This window comes from Micromonospora sp. NPDC018662, assembly GCF_044391475.1.
In the GTDB taxonomy this organism is placed as follows: Bacteria; Actinomycetota; Actinomycetes; order Mycobacteriales; family Micromonosporaceae; genus Micromonospora.
The window spans coordinates 15,158-33,324 of record NZ_JBISAC010000014.1 but is presented as its reverse complement, the minus strand read 5'-3'; the positions used below and the strand labels follow the sequence as shown (position 1 = coordinate 33,324).

Here is an 18,167-nt window from a genome sequence, read left to right as displayed (position 1 = left end):
CGACGGGAGACCCAGATGGCCGAGCGCGGGGACGAGACCCTGGTGCACACGCTGAAGAAGGTCGCCGCCGTGCTCAAGCAGTCCGAGATCCCGTTCGCGCTGGGCGGCAGCTTCGCGGTGTACGCCCACGGCGGCCACTCCAGCGACCACGACGTCGACTTCCTGCTCCGCGAGACCGACGTCGACCGGGCGCTGGAGGCGCTGGTCGAGGCCGGCTTCACCGCCGAGCGGCCGCCGGAGGACTGGCTGGTCAAGGTCTACGACGAGGGCCGGATGGTGGACCTGATCCACCGACCGATCGAGACGCCGGTGACCGAGGAGACGTTCGCCGACACCATCGTGCGTCCGGTCGACGCGATCCACATGCCGGTGCTCTCGGCCAGCCAGCTCATGGTGCACAAGCTGCTCAGCTTCTCCCAGCACTACTGCGACTTCGCCCGCGCCCTGCCGCTCGCCCGCTCGCTGCGGGAACAGATCGACTGGGACCGGGTACGCAAGGAAACGCAGCACTCGCCGTACGCGGAGGCGTTCCTGGTGCTGCTCGACCGGCTGGACGTGCTGCCCGGCGGCGTGCCCGGCGGAAGGGAGATCCCGTGACCGGACAGCCCGGCGCCGTGCCGCCCGACGAGTACGTCGAGGCCGAGATCCAGAACATGCTGGCGGAGGACCCGTCCGTGGCCGAGCAGGGCATCACGGTGACGCGCAGCGAGCGCGGGCTGGTGCTCTCCGGCGAGGTGGAGAGCCCGCACCGACGCGAGGAGATCCTGCGGCGGGTGGCCGAGCGCTTCCCGGACACGTCGGTGACCAGCGACATCGGTGTGATCCGTACGCAGGCGCCCACCCAGGTGGAGGAGCTGCCGTGAGGGAGGTTCAATGGTGATCCGGATCGCCGCCGTCGGCGACGTGCACGTGGACGAGGACGTGGTGGGCCGGTTCCGTCCGGCGCTGGAGGAGTTGCCGGACTGCGCCGACGTGCTGCTGCTCGCCGGCGACCTGACCCGGCACGGGACCGAGGCCGAGGCGCGCTGCGTGGCGCGGGAGTTCGGCGATCTCGGCGTGCCGGTGATCACCGTGCTCGGCAACCACGACCACCAGTGCGACCAGGTGCCGCAGGTGGTCAAGGTGCTGGAGGACGCCGGGATCACCGTGCTGGAGGGCACCGGCACGGTGCTGGAGTGCGCCGGAGGGCGGCTCGGCGTGGCCGGCGTGAAGGGTTTCGGCGGTGGGTTCGCCGGGCGGTGCGCCAGCGACTTCGGCGAGCCGGAGATGAAGTCGTTCGTCCGGACCACCCGGGAGAGCGCCGACGCGCTGGCGTCCGCGCTGCTCGCCCTGGACTGCGACGCGCTGGTCGCGCTCACCCACTACTCCCCCGTGCCGGACACGCTCGCCGGCGAGCCGCTGGAGATCTACCCGTTCCTCGGCTGCTACCAGCTCGGGCAGGCGATCGACTCGGCGCCCACCGCGCTGGCGCTGCACGGGCACGCCCACCACGGCACCGAGCGTGGCACCACGCCGGGCGGGGTGCGGGTCCGCAACGTCGCGCACCCCGTGATCAAGCAGGCGTACAGCGTCTTCCACCTCGGTGACCAGGTCGACTGAGAGGGAGGTTTCCGGGATCGGGCACCCGGGTATCCAGCCGCCATGGAGCTGATTCTCTGGATTCTCGCAGTCGTACTCGTGGTCGCCGGAATTCTTGCCCTCTTCCGTCGGCAGATCCTCTGGGGCATCGTCCTCATCGTGGTGGGCCTGTTGGTCGGCCCGGGCGGCGTCAGCATCTTCAACACGTAACCGCCCGCCCGCACCACCCGAGACCCGCCGGGGTCGTCGGGCCCGGCGCTCTGTCCTCCCAGACCGGAGCGTCCGGACCCGACGATCCCGGCGTTTTCGCGTCCGGCGGGTTTGCCTCCCCCGGCGAGCGGCAATATCTCGACCATGGAGATGTCGCAGCGTGCCGGCCGGCGTACCGCCGGGGTCCGGAAGTGGTGGGCACTGCTCGGCTTCGGGGCCGCCACGTTCGCCGCCGCCGCCATCGGCGGGCTGGGCGTCCGGGGCACCTCCGCGGAATACCAGAGCCTGGAGCAACCCGCCTGGGCGCCGCCGTCGTGGCTGTTCGGCCCGGTCTGGACCGTGCTCTACGCGCTGATCGCGATCGCCGGCTGGCTGGTCTGGCAGCGGGTCGGGTTCGGCCCCGCGCTCTGGGCGTGGTGCGTCCAACTGGTGCTCAACGCCATCTGGACGCCGCTCTTCTTCGGCGCCGGCCGCTACGGGTTGGCGTTCGCCGAGATCGTGCTGATGTGGCTGGCGATCGGCGTGACAGTGGCCCTGTTCCGGCGGGTGTCCCGGCCGGCGACGCTGCTGATGCTGCCGTACTGGGCGTGGGTCACGTTCGCGGCCGCGCTCAACCTGGCCATCTGGCGGCTGAACGCCTGACCGCTGTGGGCGCGGGAGCCGGCGCCCCCGCGCCCGTCGAGGTCAGCAGCGGGGCACGCCGGGGATGTACCCGTCGTAGCCGGTGTAGACGTACGCGTCGGAGATGAACCGGCCGGAGCCGATCCGGTCCCAGATCGAGCTGGTGCCGTAGGTGCCGGTCACGCTGGTGCCGCTGGTCTGGCAGTAGATCGTCACCCGGGTCCCGTCGGCCACCGTGCCGACCGCGCTGTAGCCGGTGCCCGGCCCGGAGCGGACCGTCAGCGCGGTGCCGGAGGTGTTCACCGTGCCCGCGCCGGTGTCCGCGCCGGCGCAGCCGTTGTCGCTGGTGTAGGTCTTCGTGCCCCAGTAGAGGGCCGCCGCGCCGTTGAAATTGATCTTCACGGCGCTACCGTTCGAGCGCTGCTCGTAGTGCAGGTGCGGGCCGGTGGAGCCGCCGGTGGTGCCGACGTATCCGATCACCCGGCCGTAGCCGACGGTCTGCCCGACCGAGACGTTGAACGCGTTGAGGTGGGCGTAGTAGGTCGTCCAGCCGCCGCCGTGGTTGATCCGGACGTACTTGCCGTAGCTGGTGTCACCGAGGTTCGTCACCACGTCGACGGTGCCGGGCGCGCTGGCCACCACCGGGTCGCCCAGATCGTCGGTGCGGTTGAAGTCGATCGCGTTGGCCGGGCTGTGGTTGGTCCGCGTCTGGCCGGACCAGGACTGGTTGCACGGGAACGGGACCTTGAACGTCGGCGCGGCCATCGCCGGCGCCGCCGGGACCACTGTCGCGGTCAGGACCGCCGCGCCCGCCGCGAGACTGAGCCACCGCTTACGCATCCACTGCCTCCTATGTTGAAAGTCTTCAATCAGATACGGACAGCGTGGCAGAAAGCTCCGTCCGACGGAAGATCCGTGGGAGCGCGCCCAGGCGCGGTGTCCGGATTTCGGGATTGTTACCGGGCCGTGTCCGGCCGGGGGGTGGACCGGACGGGATGCAAGCGCTTACATGTGTGGCACGACCATCGGACCGGCGCGCATTCGTTTTCCCCCACGCGCCGGCAAGGAAGGAGATCGGCATGGCGTTTGCCAGATCGCGCCAGGCTCTCGCGGTCACCGGCGTGCTGGGGCTGGCGCTCGGCGTCGCCGCCTGCGGGACCGGCAACGACAAGAAGAGCGACAAGGCGGGCTCGGCCGAGTGCGCCGCATACGAGAAGTACCAGGGCCACGACGGCAAGAAGGTCTCGATCTACTCGTCGATCCGGGACATCGAGGACGAGCGCCTCCAGCAGTCCTGGAAGGAGTTCGAGGACTGCACCGGCATCGAGATCGACCACGAGGGCTCCGGCGAGTTCGAGGCCCAGCTCCCCGTCCGGGTGGACGGCGGCAACGCCCCCGACATCGCCTTCATCCCGCAGCCGGGCCTGCTCAAGCGGTTCGTCGACTCCGGCAAGCTCAAGCCGGCCAGCGCCGACACCAAGGCCATGGCCGAGCAGAACTACTCCCCCGACTGGCTGAAGTACAGCACCGTCAACGGGCAGTTCTACGGCGCCCCGCTCGGCTCCAACGTGAAGTCCTTCGTGTGGTACTCGCCGAAGACCTTCAAGGAGAAGGGCTGGTCGGTCCCGACCACCTGGCAGGAGCTGATCGACCTCAGCGACAAGATCGCGGCGAGCGGCACCAAGCCGTGGTGCGCCGGCATCGAGTCCGGTGACGCCACCGGCTGGCCGGCCACCGACTGGATCGAGGACGTCCTGCTCCGTACCGGCGGGCCCGAGGTCTACGACAAGTGGACCACCCACGGCATCCCGTTCAACGACCCGCAGGTCGCCACCGCCGTCAACCAGGCGGGCACCATCCTGAAGAACGAGAAGTACGTCAACGGTGGCTTCGGCGGCGTGAAGAGCATCGCCACCACCTCGTTCCAGGAGGCCGGCGCGCCGGTCCTCACCGGCAAGTGCGCGCTGCACCGCCAGGCGTCCTTCTACGCCAACCAGTGGGCGAAGGGCACCAAGGTGGCCGAGGACGGCGACGTCTTCGCGTTCTACTTCCCGGCCATCGACCCGGCCAAGGGCAAGCCGGTGCTGGGCGGCGGCGAGTTCGTCGCGGCCTTCGCCGACCGGCCCGAGATCCAGGCGGTGCAGACCTACCTGGCCTCCGGCGAGTACGCCAACAGCCGCGCCAAGATCGGTGACTGGGTGTCCGCGAACAAGAAGCTGGACATCAACAACGTCCCGAACCCGGTGGACAAGCTCTCCGTGGGCATCCTCCAGGACCCGAAGACCGTCTTCCGTTTCGACGGCTCGGACCTGATGCCGGCCGCGGTCGGCGCCGGCACGTTCTGGAAGGGCATGGTGGCCTGGATCAACGGCAAGGACACCACCACCGTCCTGAACGACATCGAGGGCAGCTGGAAGTGATCCGCGTGGGTGGCCCGGTCCGTGTGCTCGGGCCGGGCCACCCGCCCGCATCCGAACCCTTGAGGGAGGGTTGATGGAGTTCGACTTCGCGGCGGAACAGCCGAAGTTCCTCATGCTGATGTACGGGCTGATCGCTTTCGTCGCGGTGGTGGGCGGGCTGCTCCTGCTCCTCGACGTGGTGCCGACCTGGTTCGCCCGGCGCCGGGAGGCGCAACTGGTAGCGGTCTCGGCGAGCGGCGGACCGGCGCCCCGGCGACGCAAGCCGCGCGAGGGCGCCTTCGCGTTCTTCTTCCTGCTGCCGACGCTGCTGCTGCTGACCGTCGGGCTGGTGATCCCGGCCGTCCGCACCACGCTGCTCTCGTTCATGGACTCGGGCAGCACCGACTGGGTGGGGCTGGACAACTACGCCTGGATGTTCGCCGAGGACTCGATCGTCCGGGTGCTGCTCAACACCCTGGTCTGGGTGCTCCTGGTGCCGCTGCTGGCCAGCGCGTTCGGCCTGATCTACGCGGTCCTGGTGGACAAGGCCCGGTTCGAGTCGGCGGCCAAGTCGCTGATCTTCCTGCCGATGGCGATCTCGTTCGTCGGCGCCGCCATCATCTGGAAGTTCGTCTACGCCTACCGGGGCGACGGGCAGGAGCAGATCGGCCTGCTCAACCAGATCGTGGTCAGCCTGGGCGGCGAGCCGAAGCAGTGGCTGCTGGACTCGCCGCTGAACACGCTCCTGCTCATCGTGATCATGATCTGGATCCAGGCCGGCTTCGCCATGGTGGTGCTCTCCGCGGCCATCAAGGCCATCCCGGCGGACATCATCGAGGCGGCCCGACTGGACGGGACCACCGCGTGGCAGATGTTCTGGCGGATCACCATGCCGAGCATCCGGCCGGCGCTGATCGTGGTGGTGGTGACGATCTCCATCGCCACGCTCAAGGTCTTCGACATCGTCCGCACCGCCACCAACGGCAACTACGACACCAGCGTGATCGCGAACGAGATGTACAACCAGGCGTTCCGATACGGCGAGAACGGCCAGGGCTCGGCGCTCGCGGTCTTCCTGTTCGTCCTGGTCCTGCCGCTCGTGATCTACCAGATCCGCAACCTGCGCAAGCAGCGGGAGGGCTGAGATGACCACCGCCACGCCCACCGTCGGAGCCGGCGTCCAGGCGACCGGGCCGACCACCCGGGCCGCCCGGGTCCGCAAGCGGCTGAACAGCCGCACCGCCACGCTGGTCTCGATCGTGCTCGCGCTGCTCTGGACGGTCCCGACCTTCGGCCTGTTCGTCTCCTCGTTCCGGCCCGAGGACCAGATCAAGACCACCGGCTGGTGGACGTTCTTCCGCGACCCCCAGTTCACTTTCCAGAACTACCAGGACGTGCTGTTCAGCAGCGGATCGTCGGGGCAGCTCGCCAGCTACTTCATCAACTCGCTGGCGATCACCATCCCGTCGGTGCTGTTCCCGATCGCGTTCGCCTCGCTGGCCGCGTACGCGCTGGCCTGGATCAACTTCAAGGGGCGGGACTGGCTCTACATCGCGATCTTCGCGTTGCAGATCGTGCCGCTCCAGATGGCCCTGGTGCCGCTGCTGCGGTTCTTCTCCACCGGCGTCACCGTCGCCGGGGTCCAGATCCTCCCCGCGTGGGACCTGGTCGACGAGCAGAAGTTCGCGCAGGTGTGGTTCGCGCACACCTGCTTCGCGCTTCCGTTCGCCGTCTACCTGCTGCACAACTTCATCTCGCAGCTCCCCGGCGACCTGATGGAGGCGGCCCGGGTCGACGGCGCCACCCACCCGAAGATCTTCCGCACCATCGTGCTGCCGCTGATCACCCCGGCGCTGGCGGCGATCGGCATCTTCCAGTTCCTCTGGGTCTGGAACGACCTGCTGGTCGCGCTGATCTTCGCCGGCGGCGGCGACGAGACCGCCCCGCTGACCGTCCGGCTCGCCGAACTGGCCGGCACCCGGGGCAACGAGTGGCAGCGGCTGACGGCCGGCGCGTTCGTGTCGATCGTCGTACCGCTGATCGTGTTCCTGTCCCTCCAGCGCTACTTCGTGCGGGGCCTGCTCGCCGGCAGCGTCAAGGGTTGATCCGCCACCCCGCCGCCGCCGGCCGACCGGCGGCGGCGGGGAACGGGTCGCAGCGGGGAGCCACGATGACCAAGATTGACGACGTCGCCCGCCTGGCCGGGGTCTCCACGGCCACCGTGTCCCGCGCGCTGCGCGGCCTGCCGACGGTCTCCGCCGCCACCCGTCGCCGGGTGCTCGCCGCCGCCGAGCAGCTCCAGTACGCGGTCTCGCCCAGCGCCTCCCGGCTCGCCGGCGGGCGGACCGGCACCGTCGCGGTGGTGGTCCCCCGGATCACCAGGTGGTTCTTCGGCACCGTGGTGGAGGCGGTCGAGGACTTCCTCCAGCAGCACGGCTACGACACCCTGCTCTACAACCTGGGCGGCCGGGAGCAGACCCGGCAACGGGTGCTGCGCACGGCCAGCCTGCACAAGCGGGTCGACGCGATCATCCTGGTCGCCACCCCGCTGCGCGCGGCCGACGTGCACGCGCTGACCAAACTCGACCTGCCCGGTGTGACGATCAGCTCCGGCAGCGGCGTACCCGGCTGGCCCTGCGTCCGGATCGACGACGTGGCCGCCGCCCGCACCGCCACCCGCCACCTGCTCGACCTCGGGCACACCCGGATCGCGCACATCTCCGGCGACCCGGACGACGAGCTGGCGTTCACCACCCACCTGGACCGGCGACGCGGCTACCAGGAGGCGCTGCGCGCCGCCGGCCTCCGCCCCGACCCGAGCCTCGACGTCGAGTCCCGGTTCACCATCGACGGCGGCACCCACGCCACCGCCGAGCTGCTCGCCCGCGGCGAACCACCGACCGCCATCTTCGCCGCCTGCGACGAGATGGCGATGGGGGCGGTCACCGCGCTGCGCGACGCCGGGCTGCGGGTGCCGCAGGACGTCAGCGTGATCGGCATCGACGACCACGACCTGGCCGGCGTGCTCGGGCTGAGCACCATCGCGCAACCCGCCGCCGACCAGGGCCGCCTCGCCGCGCGCATCCTGCTCGACCCGCTCGGCGCGGGCGTCGCCGACCCGTACCCCGGCCTGGTGCCGGTGCCGCGCGGGGCCGCCGGCGACGGGCGGACGCCGGCCTCGGTGATCCTCCCCACTCGGCTGGTCGTGCGGGACTCGACCGCGCCGCCCCGGGCACACTGAACGGACCCGTTCGTCCCGCAACCACGACAGGGAGAAGGCGCTGAACACCGACGCGACGCAGCAGGCCCCGGCCACCGGCTGGTGGACCGAGGCGGTCATCTACCAGGTCTACCCGCGCTCGTTCGCCGACTCCGACGGTGACGGCATCGGCGACCTCCCGGGCATCACCGCCCGCCTCGACCACCTCGCCGAACTGGGGGTCGACGCGGTCTGGCTGTCCCCGTTCTATCCGTCCCCGCAGGCCGACGCCGGCTACGACGTGGCCGACTACCGCGACGTCGACCCGCTCTTCGGCACGCTCGCCGACGCCGACACGCTGATCACCGAGGCCAAGGCGCGCGACCTGCGGGTGATCGTGGACCTGGTGCCCAACCACACCTCGTCCGCGCACCGCTGGTTCGCCGCCGCGGTGGCCGCCGCACCGGGCAGCCCCGAGCGGCAGCGGTACGTCATCCGCGACGGCCAGGGCCCGGACGGCGCCGAGCCGCCGAACGACTGGGAGAGCGTGTTCGGCGGGCCGGCCTGGACCCGGCTGCCGGACGGGCAGTGGTACCTCCACTTGTTCGACCCCGGCCAGCCGGACCTCAACTGGGACAACCCGGAGGTCCGCGAGGAGTTCCTCGGGGTGCTGCGCTTCTGGCTGGACCGTGGCGTCGACGGGTTCCGGGTGGACGTGGCGCACGGCCTGATCAAGCAGGCCGACCTGGCCGACTGGCAGGAGCCGCAGGAGATCCTCTCCGGCAACGAGGCGGACAAGCCGCGCCCGCCGATGTGGGACCAGGACGGCGTGCACGAGATCTACCGGGAGTGGCGGCGGCTGCTCGACTCGTACGCCGGGGAGCGGGTCCTGGTCGCCGAGGCGTGGGTCGAGCCGGCCGAGCGGCTGGCCCGCTACGTCCGGCCGGACGAGATGCACCAGGCGTTCAACTTCGAGTACCTGATGGCCGCCTGGACGGCACCGGCCCAGTACGCGGTGATCACCCGCTCGCTGGAGGCCACCGACGCGGTCGGCGCGCCCACGACCTGGGTGCTGTCCAACCACGACGTGGTCCGGCACGCCTCCCGGCTCGGGCTGACCACCGGCGGCGGTCGGATGAACGGGGTCGGCGTCGACGACCCGCAGCCGGACGTGGCGCTCGGCCTGCGCCGGGCCCGCGCGGCCAGCCTGCTGATGCTCGCGCTGCCCGGCTCGGCCTACCTCTACCAGGGTGAGGAGCTGGGGCTGCCGGAGCACACCACGCTGCCCGACGAGGCCCGGCAGGACCCGACCTGGGCCCGTAGCGGGCACACCCAGCGCGGCCGGGACGGCTGCCGGGTGCCGATCCCGTGGGAGGCCGACGCCCCCTCGTACGGCTTCGGCCCGACCGACGCGAGCTGGCTGCCCCAGCCGCCGGTGTGGGCGGAGTACGCGCTGGACCGCCAGCGCGGGGTGCCCGGCTCGACCTACGAGCTGTACCGCACCGCGCTGCGGCTGCGCCGGGAACACGCGCTGGCCCGGGGCCCGATGCGGTTCCTCTCCTCCGGCGACGAGGTGCTCACGTTCACCAACGGTGACCTCACCGTGCTGACCAACTTCGGCGCCGAGCCGGCGCCGCTGCCGGACGGGGCGCAGGTGCTGGTTTCCAGCGCCCCGCTGGACGGCGCCGCGGTGCCCACCGACGTCACGGTGTGGTTCCGGGTGTAAGGCGGGGCCCCCGCTTAACGCCTCCGGTATAGGCGGGGCCCCCTCTTAACACCCACCGGTCAAGAGGGGGCCCCGCCTTCGAGGCGGTCGGCGCGGGCGTGCAGCAGCGTGTGCACCTGCGCGATGTCGCGGGGGGACGTACGGGCCGCCAGCCAGTACATGATCCCGGTCGGCACGAAGAAGAGCTGGAACGCGGCCAGCCCGACCGCGTAGTTCAACGGCGGCGGGAACGCCACCCGCAGCGCGGCGAACGCCACCCCGACCAGCCCGTTGCCGGCCGCCCGCCCGACGCCGTTGACCAGGTTGCCGAGGCTGTAGACCGTGCCCCGGTGCTCGGGCGGGTTGACGTCGGCGATCAGCGCGAACCAGTTGGGCGAGTTGGCCGAGGTGAGCGCCAGTGCGACCACGGCGGTGAGCAGGCTCAGCCCGATCGTCGGCTCGGTCAGCACGCTGGACAGCACCGCCGCCACCACCGCGCCGGAACTGCCGCCGTCGGGCACGTCGATGCGCAGCGGCACGAAGAACAGGACCAGGTAGAACGGCACGGCCGCGAGGACGCCCACGGCCGCGACCAGGGCCCGGCCGCTCGGCGTACGCCGTTGCAGCGCGTCGCCGACCAGCCCACCCACGATGGAGAGCACGCCGCCGAGCTGGAACAGGGTGGCGAAGACGCTGCCCACCACCACGGCGGTGGCCGCCGAGTAGCCCTGCGCCTCGGCCCGCTGGCTGAACAGCACCGGCAGCCAGACCAGCGAGCCGAACGCGGCCTGCGCGGTGAGCCCCTGCAGGATCAGCCAGCGGTTGGTCCGCCGGGCCAGGATCCGGGGCAGGTCGGCGCGGCTGATCCGGTAGTCGTACTCGCCACCGGCGTCCAACACCTCGGCCAGCTCCGGCTCGCTCTGCCCGCGCCGGATGTCGAAGGTGAACAGGTACGCCATGGTGGCGGCCAGGCCGACGCCAGTCAGCAGCAGGAACGGCCGCCGCCAGTCGGTCGCGCCGAGCAGGCCGCCGGCCAGCGTGCCGGCCAGCGTCCCGACGCCCTGGGACAGGCCCCAGAAGCTCATCACCAGGCCGCGGCGGCGCGGCGAGATCAGGTCGGTGACCACGGAGAAGCCCACCGAGCCGACCGCGCCCAGCCCGACCGCGGCGACGAGTTGGGCGGCCAGGAACGTCGGATAGTGCTCGGCCAGCGCGCTGCCACCGGTGCCGGCCGCCCAGATCAGCGTGCCGACCATCAGCAGCGGCTTGCGGTTGGTGCGGTCGCCGACGTACGCCCAGCCCACCGCCGCCACCGCGCTGACCAGGAAGCTGACGGCGGTGACCAGGCCGAGCAGCCGTTGGGGTACGCCGAGCGCACCGGAGATCGGCCCGTACAGCGGAGGCACCAGGCCGATCGCCACGTTGTCCAGCGAGGCGAGCACGACGAAGACCACGACGCTGTAGAACCGGTGCGCCGCGTTCCCGCGTCGGGAGACCCTCGTGCCGCTCATCCCGGCAGCCAACCAGGCTCGCGCCCGGCGCGCAGCACGACCCCCCGCAGCGCCGCCCGTTAAAAGGGGGCCCCGCCTATACCTGAGGCGTTAACCGGGGCCCCCTCCTTACCCCCGGGCGTGCGAGTAGCGGTTGCGGATGGTGGGGACGGGGGCGGCGGTGTACTCCTCGGTGTCGCCGATGGACCAGGTGGGCGGGGCGTCGCCGCCCAGCGCCACCCAGGCGGCCTGCCGGGCCGCGCCGTCCGCGACGTACTCGCCGGGCGGCGGGACCACCACCGGGCGGCCGAAGACCTGCGGCGCGATCCGCCGCACCGCGGCGGATCGGGCGCCGCCGCCGACCAGGATGATCCGGTCCGCGCGGGCGCCCTGCGCGAGCAGCGCGTCGAGGCCGTCGGCCAGCCCGCAGAGCAGCCCCTCGACGGCGGCCCGGGCCAGGTGCGCCGGGGTCGACGTGCCGAGCGTGAGGCCGTGCAGGCTGCCGGTGGCGTGCGGCCGATCAGGCGTCCGCTCCCCCTCCAGGTAGGGCACCAGGACCAGCCCGTCCGCGCCGGGCGGGGCGGACAGCGCCAGCTCGCCGAGCGTGTCCAGGTCGACGCCGAGCAGCGTCGCGGCGGCATCCAGCACCCGGGCCGCGTTCAGCGTGCAGACCAGCGGCAGGAACCGGCCGGTGGCGTCCGCGAAGCCGGCGACCGCGCCGGTCGCGTCGGCGGCCGGGGTGTCGGCGACCGCGAAGACGGTGCCGGAGGTGCCGATCGAGACGACCACGTCGCCCGGACCGGCGCCGACGCCGAGCGCCGCCGCCGCGTTGTCCCCCGTGCCGGGGCCGAGCAGCACCGGGCCGGTGCCGCCGGACGCCCCGGAGCCGGCTCCACCGGCCGGACCGGCGGTGCCCGTCCCACCGCCGAGCATCGCCGGGTCGAGGTGCCCGGCCGCCTCGGCCGGGCCCAGTACGACCGGCACCCGGACACGCCGGCCGAACGCCTGCTCCAGCAGGTCCAGGCGGTATTCCCCGGTCCTCGGTGACCAGTAGCCGGTGCCGCTGGCGTCGCCCCGGTCGGTGCGCAGCGCGTCCAGGCCGGGCGCACCGGCCAGTTTCCAGGTCAGCCAGTCGTGGGGCAGGCAGACCGCGGCCACCCGGTCGGCGTTCGCCGGCTCGTGCCGGGCCAGCCAGCGCAGCTTGGTGGCGGTGAAGCTGGCCACCGGCACCGCGCCGGTCGCGTCGGCCCAGAACCGGCGGCCGGTCTCCCCGCCGCCGGCCTCGGCGACCAGCTCCCCGGCGGCGTCGGCGGAGCGCGTGTCGTTCCAGAGCAGTGCCGGTCGGACCACCTCCCCCGCCTCATCCAGGCAGACCATGCCGTGCTGCTGGCCGCCGACCGAGACGGCGGCCACGTCGGCCAGCCCGCCGGCCTCGGCGACCGCCGCGCGGAGCGCGTCCCACCAGGCGTACGGGTCGACCTCGGTGCCGGCCGGATGCGGCGCGCGGCCCTGCCGGACCAGCGCGCCGGTCTCCGCGTCCCGGACCACCACCTTGCAGGACTGGGTCGACGAGTCGACCCCGGCGACGAGCGGCATGGCGGCCCGCCTCAGCGCGCGCCGAGCAGGTGCTCGACGGCGAGCTGGTTGAGCCGGACGAAGCCGAAGCCCTTCGCCCCGGCGGCCTCCGGGTCGAACTCCTCGAACGCGGTGCGGTCGGCGAGCAGCTCGGCGTAGCCCTCGCCGGGGTTCAGCGTCGGCGTGGACAGCTCGGCCACCCGGCTGGCGGCGAGCGCCTCGGCCACCTCCGGGTCGGCGCGGAACGCCTTGGCCCGCTCCTTGAGCAGCAGGTAGGTGCTCATGTTCGCGGCCGCCGAGGCCCACACGCCGGCGATGTCCTCGGTGCGGGAGGGCTTGTAGTCGAAGTGCCGCGGGCCGTCGTACGCGGGACCGCCGTCCGGGCCGCCGTGCTCCAGCAGGTCGACCAGGGCGAACGCGTTGAGCAGGTCGCCGTGGCCGAAGACCAGGTCCTGGTCGTACTTGATGCCGCGCTGGCCGTTGAGGTCGATGTGGAACAGCTTGCCCTGCCAGAGCGCCTGGGCGATGCCGTGGGCGAAGTTGAGCCCGGCCATCTGCTCGTGGCCGACCTCCGGGTTGAGCCCGACCATCTCCGGGCGGGCCAGGGTGGAGATGAACGCGATCGCGTGGCCGACGGTGGGCAGCAGGATGTCGCCGCGGGGCTCGTTCGGCTTCGGCTCGATGGCGAAGCGCAGGTCGTAACCCTGGTCGACCACGTACTGGCAGAGCAGGTCGACGGCCTCGCGGTAGCGGTCCAGCGCGGCGCCGACGTTCTTGGACAGGTCGTACTCGGCGCCTTCCCGGCCGCCCCACATGACGAACGTCTTGGCGCCCAGCTCGGCGGCGAGGTCGACGTTGCGCAGCACCTTGCGCAGCGCGTAGCGGCGCACGTCGCGGTCGTTGCTGGTGAAGCCGCCGTCCTTGAACACCGGGTGGGTGAAGAGGTTGGTGGTGACCATCGGCACCACCAGGCCGGTCTCGTCGAGGGCCTTGCGGAACCGGGCCAGCCGGGCGTCCCGGGTGGTCGCGTCCGCGCCGAACGGGACCAGGTCGTCGTCGTGGAACGTGATCCCGTACGCGCCCAGCTCGGCCAGGCGGTGCACCGCCTCGACGGCGTCGAGCTCGGGCCGGGTGGCGTCGCCGAACGGGTCGCGGGCGGTCCAGCCCACCGTCCAGAGACCGAAGGAGAACTTGTCCGCGGGGGTGGGACGGGGTGCCATGGGGACCTCCGGGTGGTGGTGTCGTCCGCGATTTGTTCAGCGGTTGAATTAAATGGCGGGGATGTGGCATTGTCAAGTGGTGACCAGCGCCAGCACCGCCGGAGCGGTCCGGCAGGGCAGCCTGCGCGAGTTGAACCTCGCGGTGGTGCTCGGCCGGATCGCCGCCGCCGACCGACCGCCGTCGCGGGCCGGGCTCGCCGCCGGGACCGGGCTGACCCGGGCCACCGTCTCCGCCGTCGTCGACGACCTGATCGCCGGACGACTGGTCGCCGAGGCGGAGCCGGCCCCGCGCACCGGAGCGGGACGGCCGGCGCGCGGCCTGGTGCTCGCCGCGGACGGCCCGGCCGGACTGGGCCTGGAGGTGAACGTCGACTACCTGGCGGCCTGCGTGGTCGACCTGAGCGGCACGGTCCGGCACCACCTGGTCCGCCGCGCCGACCTGCGCCCGGTCTCCCCCGCCGACGCGCTCGCCCGGCTGGCCGCGCTGGCCGTCGAGGCGCGCGCCGCCGCCGTACGCGACGGGCTGACGCTGGCCGGCGCGACGCTGGCCGTGCCCGGCCTGGTGGGCGACGGCGGCCTGGTCCGTCTGGCCCCGAACCTCGGCTGGCGGGACGTGGACGTGCCGGCGCTGCTCGCCGGGCGCCCGCTCGTCGAGCCGGTCGACGGCGTGCCGCCGCTGGTGGTGGAGAACGAGGCAAACCTGGCGGCGCTCGGCGAGCTGTACGCCGGACCGGCCGGCCCGCGCAGCTTCCTGCACATCACCGGCGAGATCGGCATCGGCGCCGGGATCGTGCTGGACGGCGCGCTCTACCGGGGCGCGCGCGGCTGGAGCGGGGAGATCGGCCACTTCCCGGTCCAGCCGCAGGGGCGACCCTGCCGGTGCGGTGGCCGGGGCTGCCTGGAGCGGTACGCCGGCCAGGAGGCCATCCTGGCCGCCGCCGGACTGCCCGGCGCGGAGCTGCCCGCCGACACCGCCGCCACCCGGCTCGCCGACCTGGCCGGGGCCGGCGACCGGGCCACCCTGGCCGCCCTGGCCGACGCCGGCGTCGCCCTGGGCGTGGCGGTGGCGGGCGTGGTGAACCTGCTGGACCTGGACACCGTGGTGCTCGGCGGCGGATACGCCCCGCTCGCGCCGTGGTTGTGCCCGCCGGTGGTGGCGGAGATCTCCCAGCGGGTGCTCACCGCCGCCTGGTCGCCGGTCACGGTGCGGCCCGCCGCGCTCGGCGCCCAGTCGGCCGCGGTCGGCGGCGCCACCTCGGTGGTCCGCCGGATCGTCGACCGCCCGGTCGGTTGGCTCACCCGCGGCGTCACCGGTTAGGCGGGGGCCCCGCTTATGCAGAATGCGTTAAGCGGGGCCCCCGCCTTGCATTCCTCGACGGGCATTCGTCGCCCCCGCTCGGTACGCTTGCCGGGAGGCAACCTGTTCACGGACGAGGAGCGCACCGACAGCATGCACACGGGTCGACCGACCGAAGCGCCCGGCCAGCGGCGGTGACGGCCGCGCGCCGGGGCGGTGTCGCCGGGCCGGTCAGCGGCGGTGGACACGGCTGGAGGAAACGACCCCGGCGGGTGGCCGGGGTCGCGCTGCCGGCCGACGACCGGCTCGCCCGCGAGCTGCTGGACGGGCTGGCCGAGGCCGTCGTGACGATCGACCCGGCCGGCGTGGTGACCCTGGTGAACGCCATGGCGGCGGAGCTTCTCCCCGAGCTGGCGCCCGGTGTCGGCCTGGCCGGTTGCCGGGTGCCCGCGCTGGCCGAGGCGGTCCGCGACGGCGCCGACACGTTCGAGACCGAGCACCACGGCCGGCGGCTGCGCGGCCTGCGGCGTGGGCTGGCCGGGGAACGCGGCGCCTGGTATGTGCGAGACGTCACCGAGGAGCAGGCGCGCACCGACGCGCTGCTCACCGAACGGTCCCGGACCGCGTTCCTGGCCCAGGCCGGCAGCCGGCTCGGGCTCTCCCTGCACCGGGACCAGACGCTGCGTGCCACCGTCGCCCTGCCGGTGCCCTACCTGGCCGACGTCGCCGTGGTGGTGCACCGACCGCCGCCGCCGGCCGAGGACGAGCCACACTGGATCCGGTACGCCGCCGGCGACCCCGGCCCGGCCACCGGCGTGGCGGGCTGGCGGACCGTGGAGTCCGTCCCCGGCCTGATCGAGGCGCTCGACGGCGACCTCACCGCGCCCAGCCCCTGGCTCGACGCTGAGCTGGCCGACCTGGCCGAGGTGCTCCCCACCGACTTCGGCCGGCCGGGCACCGTGCTGATCAGCCCGATGCCCAGCCCCGGTGGGCCGGCCGGGGCGCTGATCCTGGCCCGCCGTCCCGACCGGGCCGGCTTCGACCAGCGGGAGATCGCGCTGGCCCGGGAGTTCGCCGGCCGGGCCGGCGCCGCGCTGGCCGCCGCCGAGCTGTACGGCGAGCAGACCCACCTGGCCCGGGTGCTGCAGAACAGCCTGCTCCCGCCGGAGCTGCCCCGGCTGCCCGGGATGACGCTGGCCGGTGGCTACCGCGCCGCCGGGGACAGCCTGCGCATCGGCGGCGACTTCTACGACCTGTTCCCCACCCGCGACGGCGGCCTGTTCGCGCTCGGCGACGTCTGCGGCAAGGGCGTCGGCGCGGCCGTGCTGACCGGGCGGGTACGCCAGTCGTTGCAGACCCTGCGCCTGGTCGAGCAGCGCCCCCGGGAGCTGATGGAGCTGCTCAACCGCGCGCTGCTGGACGCGCCGGGCGCGGCCTCGCGGGCCCAGTTCACCACGCTCCTGCTCGGCACGCTGAGCCGGCAACCCGACGGCGGGCTGCTGGTGCGGGTGGCCGGCGGCGGGCATCCGGCGCCGCTGGTGGTGCGCGCCGGTGGCGGGATCGACGCGGTCCGGGTAGGTGGCATGCCGGTGGGCGCGCTGACCGGGGCCCGGTTCGCCGAGGTCGAGGTGCGGCTGGCCCCCGGTGACCTGCTGCTGGCCTACACCGACGGGGTGACCGAGGCCCGGGGTGGCCCCACCGAGCCGGCCATGTTCGGCGACGACCGGCTGCGGCAGGCGCTCGCCTCCGGGGTCGGGTTGCCGCCGGCCGCGCTGGTCGACCGGGTGCTCCAACTCGTCGACGAGTGGCTCGACGGGCAGCCGCACGACGACATCGCCATGCTGGCCGTGGCCGCCGGGTGAGCCCGTCCTGCCGGATCGGGCCGGAGACGCTCGCCGCGTACCTCGACCACCTGGACCGGGCCGACCGGGCCGGCGCCGTCGCGCTCGCCCGCGACCTGGTGGACGGCGGCTGCTCGGTCGCGGACGTCCTGGTCGAGGTGGTCGCGGTGGCGCAGCGGGAGATCGGCCGGCGCTGGCTCACCGGCTCGTGGAGCGTCGCCCAGGAGCATGCCGCCACCCACGTCAGCGAGCTGGTGGTGGACGCGCTCGGCGCGACCGCCGGCGCGCCCCGGCGCGGCCACGTGGTGGTGGCCTGCGTGGAGGGCGAGTGGCACGCGCTGGCCGCCCGGATCGTCAGCGAGGTGGTCCGCGCGAACGGCTGGCGGGTGACCTTCCTGGGGGCCAGCGTGCCGGCCCGGCACCTGGTCTCCTACCTGCACCAGACCGGCCCGGACGCGGTGCTGCTCAGTTGCGTGCAGCCGAACCGGCTGGTGCGGGCCGCGCGGATGGTGGAGGCCAGTCGGGCCGCCGGGGTGCCGGTGCTGGCCGGCGGTCCCGGTTTCGGCCCCGAGGGTCGGTGGGCGACGGCGATCGGCGCGGCGGCGTGGGGCGCCAGCGCGCGGGACGCGGTGCGGTTGCTGGCCGGGCCGCTGCCCGCCGGCTCGCACACCGGCCCGCCGCCGCCCCCGCCGGACGACGCGTACGTGGCGGTGCTGCACCGCCGGCGCGAGCTGGTCCGGCTCGCGCTGGGCGCGGTGGCCCCGCCAGAGGAGACCGCCGAGGATGTCGCCTCCGGCATCGCGCACCTGGTCGACGCGCTGGTGGCGGCGGTCCGGGTGGACGACGACCGACTGTTGCTGGACTTCGTCGAGTGGCAGGAGGAGGCGCTCACCGTACGAGGCGGCCGGCGCCTGCTGGACGACGTGCTCGCCACGCTGGAAGGGGCCCTGACCGAGTATCCCGGGGTGGCCGCGCGGCTGCGCGCCGCGCGGGCCGCGATCACGGCCGACTGATCGAGAGGGCCGGCCGGCG

The 18,167-nt window shown here is 73.3% G+C and carries 15 protein-coding genes and 2 pseudogenes; 13 read left to right on the top strand and 4 right to left on the bottom strand.

All coding sequences use genetic code 11. From position 1 onward, the window contains the following. Window positions 1-12: 12 nt before the first annotated feature. From ACH495_RS28550 to ACH495_RS28530, 5 genes and pseudogenes are all read left to right on the top strand, one after another. Window positions 13-597: pseudogene (locus ACH495_RS28550) on the top strand (nucleotidyltransferase); the annotation flags it as partial. A 56-nt stretch (window positions 598-653) separates the two neighbouring features. After that, entirely contained in the window at window positions 654-863 is a 210-nt protein-coding gene (locus ACH495_RS28545) for a hypothetical protein (protein WP_396860908.1), read from the top strand. 10 nt (window positions 864-873) lie between these two features. After that, a pseudogene (locus tag ACH495_RS28540) lies at window positions 874-1,651 on the top strand (metallophosphoesterase). Next, window positions 1,642-1,788 (top strand): GPGG-motif small membrane protein, encoded by a 147-nt coding sequence (locus ACH495_RS28535; protein WP_013288160.1) that lies wholly within the window; start codon window positions 1,642-1,644, stop codon window positions 1,786-1,788. The pseudogene ACH495_RS28540 and the gene ACH495_RS28535 overlap by 10 nt, the downstream one beginning before the upstream one ends. Before the next feature lie 144 nt (window positions 1,789-1,932). Next, window positions 1,933-2,430: a TspO/MBR family protein gene (locus ACH495_RS28530; RefSeq protein WP_396860806.1), complete on the top strand. Its 498-nt coding sequence runs from the start codon at window positions 1,933-1,935 to the stop codon at window positions 2,428-2,430. Window positions 2,431-2,472: 42 nt separating this feature from the next. Here ACH495_RS28530 and ACH495_RS28525 read toward each other — a convergent pair whose 3' ends face one another. Next, complete coding sequence (locus ACH495_RS28525) at window positions 2,473-3,249, bottom strand: peptidoglycan DD-metalloendopeptidase family protein (RefSeq protein WP_396860805.1); 777 nt, start codon at window positions 3,247-3,249, stop codon at window positions 2,473-2,475. A gap of 239 nt (window positions 3,250-3,488) precedes the next feature. Here ACH495_RS28525 and ACH495_RS28520 point away from each other — a divergent pair, with 239 nt between their 5' ends. The 5 genes from ACH495_RS28520 (at window position 3,489) to ACH495_RS28500 (ending at window position 9,733) form a co-directional block, all read left to right on the top strand. Next, window positions 3,489-4,829 (top strand): ABC transporter substrate-binding protein, encoded by a 1,341-nt coding sequence (locus tag ACH495_RS28520; RefSeq protein ID WP_396860804.1) that lies wholly within the window; start codon window positions 3,489-3,491, stop codon window positions 4,827-4,829. 73 nt (window positions 4,830-4,902) lie between these two features. Then, a complete protein-coding gene (locus ACH495_RS28515) occupies window positions 4,903-5,952 on the top strand; it encodes a carbohydrate ABC transporter permease (RefSeq protein ID WP_396860803.1) in 1,050 nt (349 codons plus the stop codon). Window position 5,953: 1 nt separating this feature from the next. After that, window positions 5,954-6,913: a carbohydrate ABC transporter permease gene (locus ACH495_RS28510; protein ID WP_396860802.1), complete on the top strand. Its 960-nt coding sequence runs from the start codon at window positions 5,954-5,956 to the stop codon at window positions 6,911-6,913. Window positions 6,914-6,978: 65 nt separating this feature from the next. Beyond that, complete coding sequence (locus tag ACH495_RS28505) at window positions 6,979-8,049, top strand: LacI family DNA-binding transcriptional regulator (RefSeq protein WP_396860801.1); 1,071 nt, start codon at window positions 6,979-6,981, stop codon at window positions 8,047-8,049. A gap of 40 nt (window positions 8,050-8,089) precedes the next feature. Further along, on the top strand, window positions 8,090-9,733 hold the full coding sequence (locus tag ACH495_RS28500; RefSeq protein ID WP_396860907.1) for an alpha-amylase family glycosyl hydrolase: 1,644 nt from the start codon (window positions 8,090-8,092) through the stop codon (window positions 9,731-9,733). Between the two features lie 59 nt (window positions 9,734-9,792). On the opposite strand, the gene ACH495_RS28495 is transcribed toward ACH495_RS28500, so the two are convergent. From ACH495_RS28495 to xylA, 3 genes are all read right to left on the bottom strand, one after another. Further along, window positions 9,793-11,223, bottom strand: coding sequence for an MFS transporter (locus tag ACH495_RS28495; RefSeq protein WP_396860800.1), 1,431 nt, complete (start codon window positions 11,221-11,223; stop codon window positions 9,793-9,795). 108 nt (window positions 11,224-11,331) lie between these two features. After that, entirely contained in the window at window positions 11,332-12,798 is a 1,467-nt protein-coding gene (gene xylB, locus ACH495_RS28490) for a xylulokinase (RefSeq protein ID WP_396860799.1), read from the bottom strand. 11 nt (window positions 12,799-12,809) lie between these two features. Further along, complete coding sequence (gene xylA / locus ACH495_RS28485; RefSeq protein ID WP_396860798.1) at window positions 12,810-13,997, bottom strand: xylose isomerase; 1,188 nt, start codon at window positions 13,995-13,997, stop codon at window positions 12,810-12,812. Between the two features lie 52 nt (window positions 13,998-14,049). On the opposite strand from xylA, the gene ACH495_RS28480 reads away from it, so the two are divergent. The 3 genes from ACH495_RS28480 to ACH495_RS28470 all read left to right on the top strand — a co-directional run bounded on the left by ACH495_RS28480 (window position 14,050) and on the right by ACH495_RS28470 (window position 18,148). Next, window positions 14,050-15,315: an ROK family protein gene (locus ACH495_RS28480; protein WP_396860797.1), complete on the top strand. Its 1,266-nt coding sequence runs from the start codon at window positions 14,050-14,052 to the stop codon at window positions 15,313-15,315. 251 nt (window positions 15,316-15,566) lie between these two features. Further along, window positions 15,567-17,156: a SpoIIE family protein phosphatase gene (locus ACH495_RS28475; protein WP_396860796.1), complete on the top strand. Its 1,590-nt coding sequence runs from the start codon at window positions 15,567-15,569 to the stop codon at window positions 17,154-17,156. Next, window positions 17,153-18,148, top strand: a complete 996-nt coding sequence (locus ACH495_RS28470) for a B12-binding domain-containing protein (protein WP_396860795.1) — start codon at window positions 17,153-17,155, stop codon at window positions 18,146-18,148. Before ACH495_RS28475 ends, ACH495_RS28470 begins: the two co-directional genes overlap by 4 nt. Window positions 18,149-18,167: the final 19 nt, after the last annotated feature.

Coding starts and splice junctions, on each gene's coding strand:
- ACH495_RS28530 (WP_396860806.1), top strand. CDS start 1,933: ATGGAGATGTCGCAGCGTGCCGGCCGGCGTACCGCCGGGGTCCGGAAG.
- ACH495_RS28515 (WP_396860803.1), top strand. CDS start 4,903: ATGGAGTTCGACTTCGCGGCGGAACAGCCGAAGTTCCTCATGCTGATG.
- ACH495_RS28510 (WP_396860802.1), top strand. CDS start 5,954: ATGACCACCGCCACGCCCACCGTCGGAGCCGGCGTCCAGGCGACCGGG.
- ACH495_RS28480 (WP_396860797.1), top strand. CDS start 14,050: ATGGCGGGGATGTGGCATTGTCAAGTGGTGACCAGCGCCAGCACCGCC.
- xylA (WP_396860798.1), bottom strand. CDS start 13,997: ATGGCACCCCGTCCCACCCCCGCGGACAAGTTCTCCTTCGGTCTCTGG.
- ACH495_RS28535 (WP_013288160.1), top strand. CDS start 1,642: ATGGAGCTGATTCTCTGGATTCTCGCAGTCGTACTCGTGGTCGCCGGA.
- ACH495_RS28545 (WP_396860908.1), top strand. CDS start 654: ATGCTGGCGGAGGACCCGTCCGTGGCCGAGCAGGGCATCACGGTGACG.
- ACH495_RS28495 (WP_396860800.1), bottom strand. CDS start 11,223: ATGAGCGGCACGAGGGTCTCCCGACGCGGGAACGCGGCGCACCGGTTC.
- ACH495_RS28520 (WP_396860804.1), top strand. CDS start 3,489: ATGGCGTTTGCCAGATCGCGCCAGGCTCTCGCGGTCACCGGCGTGCTG.
- ACH495_RS28505 (WP_396860801.1), top strand. CDS start 6,979: ATGACCAAGATTGACGACGTCGCCCGCCTGGCCGGGGTCTCCACGGCC.
- ACH495_RS28525 (WP_396860805.1), bottom strand. CDS start 3,249: ATGCGTAAGCGGTGGCTCAGTCTCGCGGCGGGCGCGGCGGTCCTGACC.
- xylB (WP_396860799.1), bottom strand. CDS start 12,798: ATGCCGCTCGTCGCCGGGGTCGACTCGTCGACCCAGTCCTGCAAGGTG.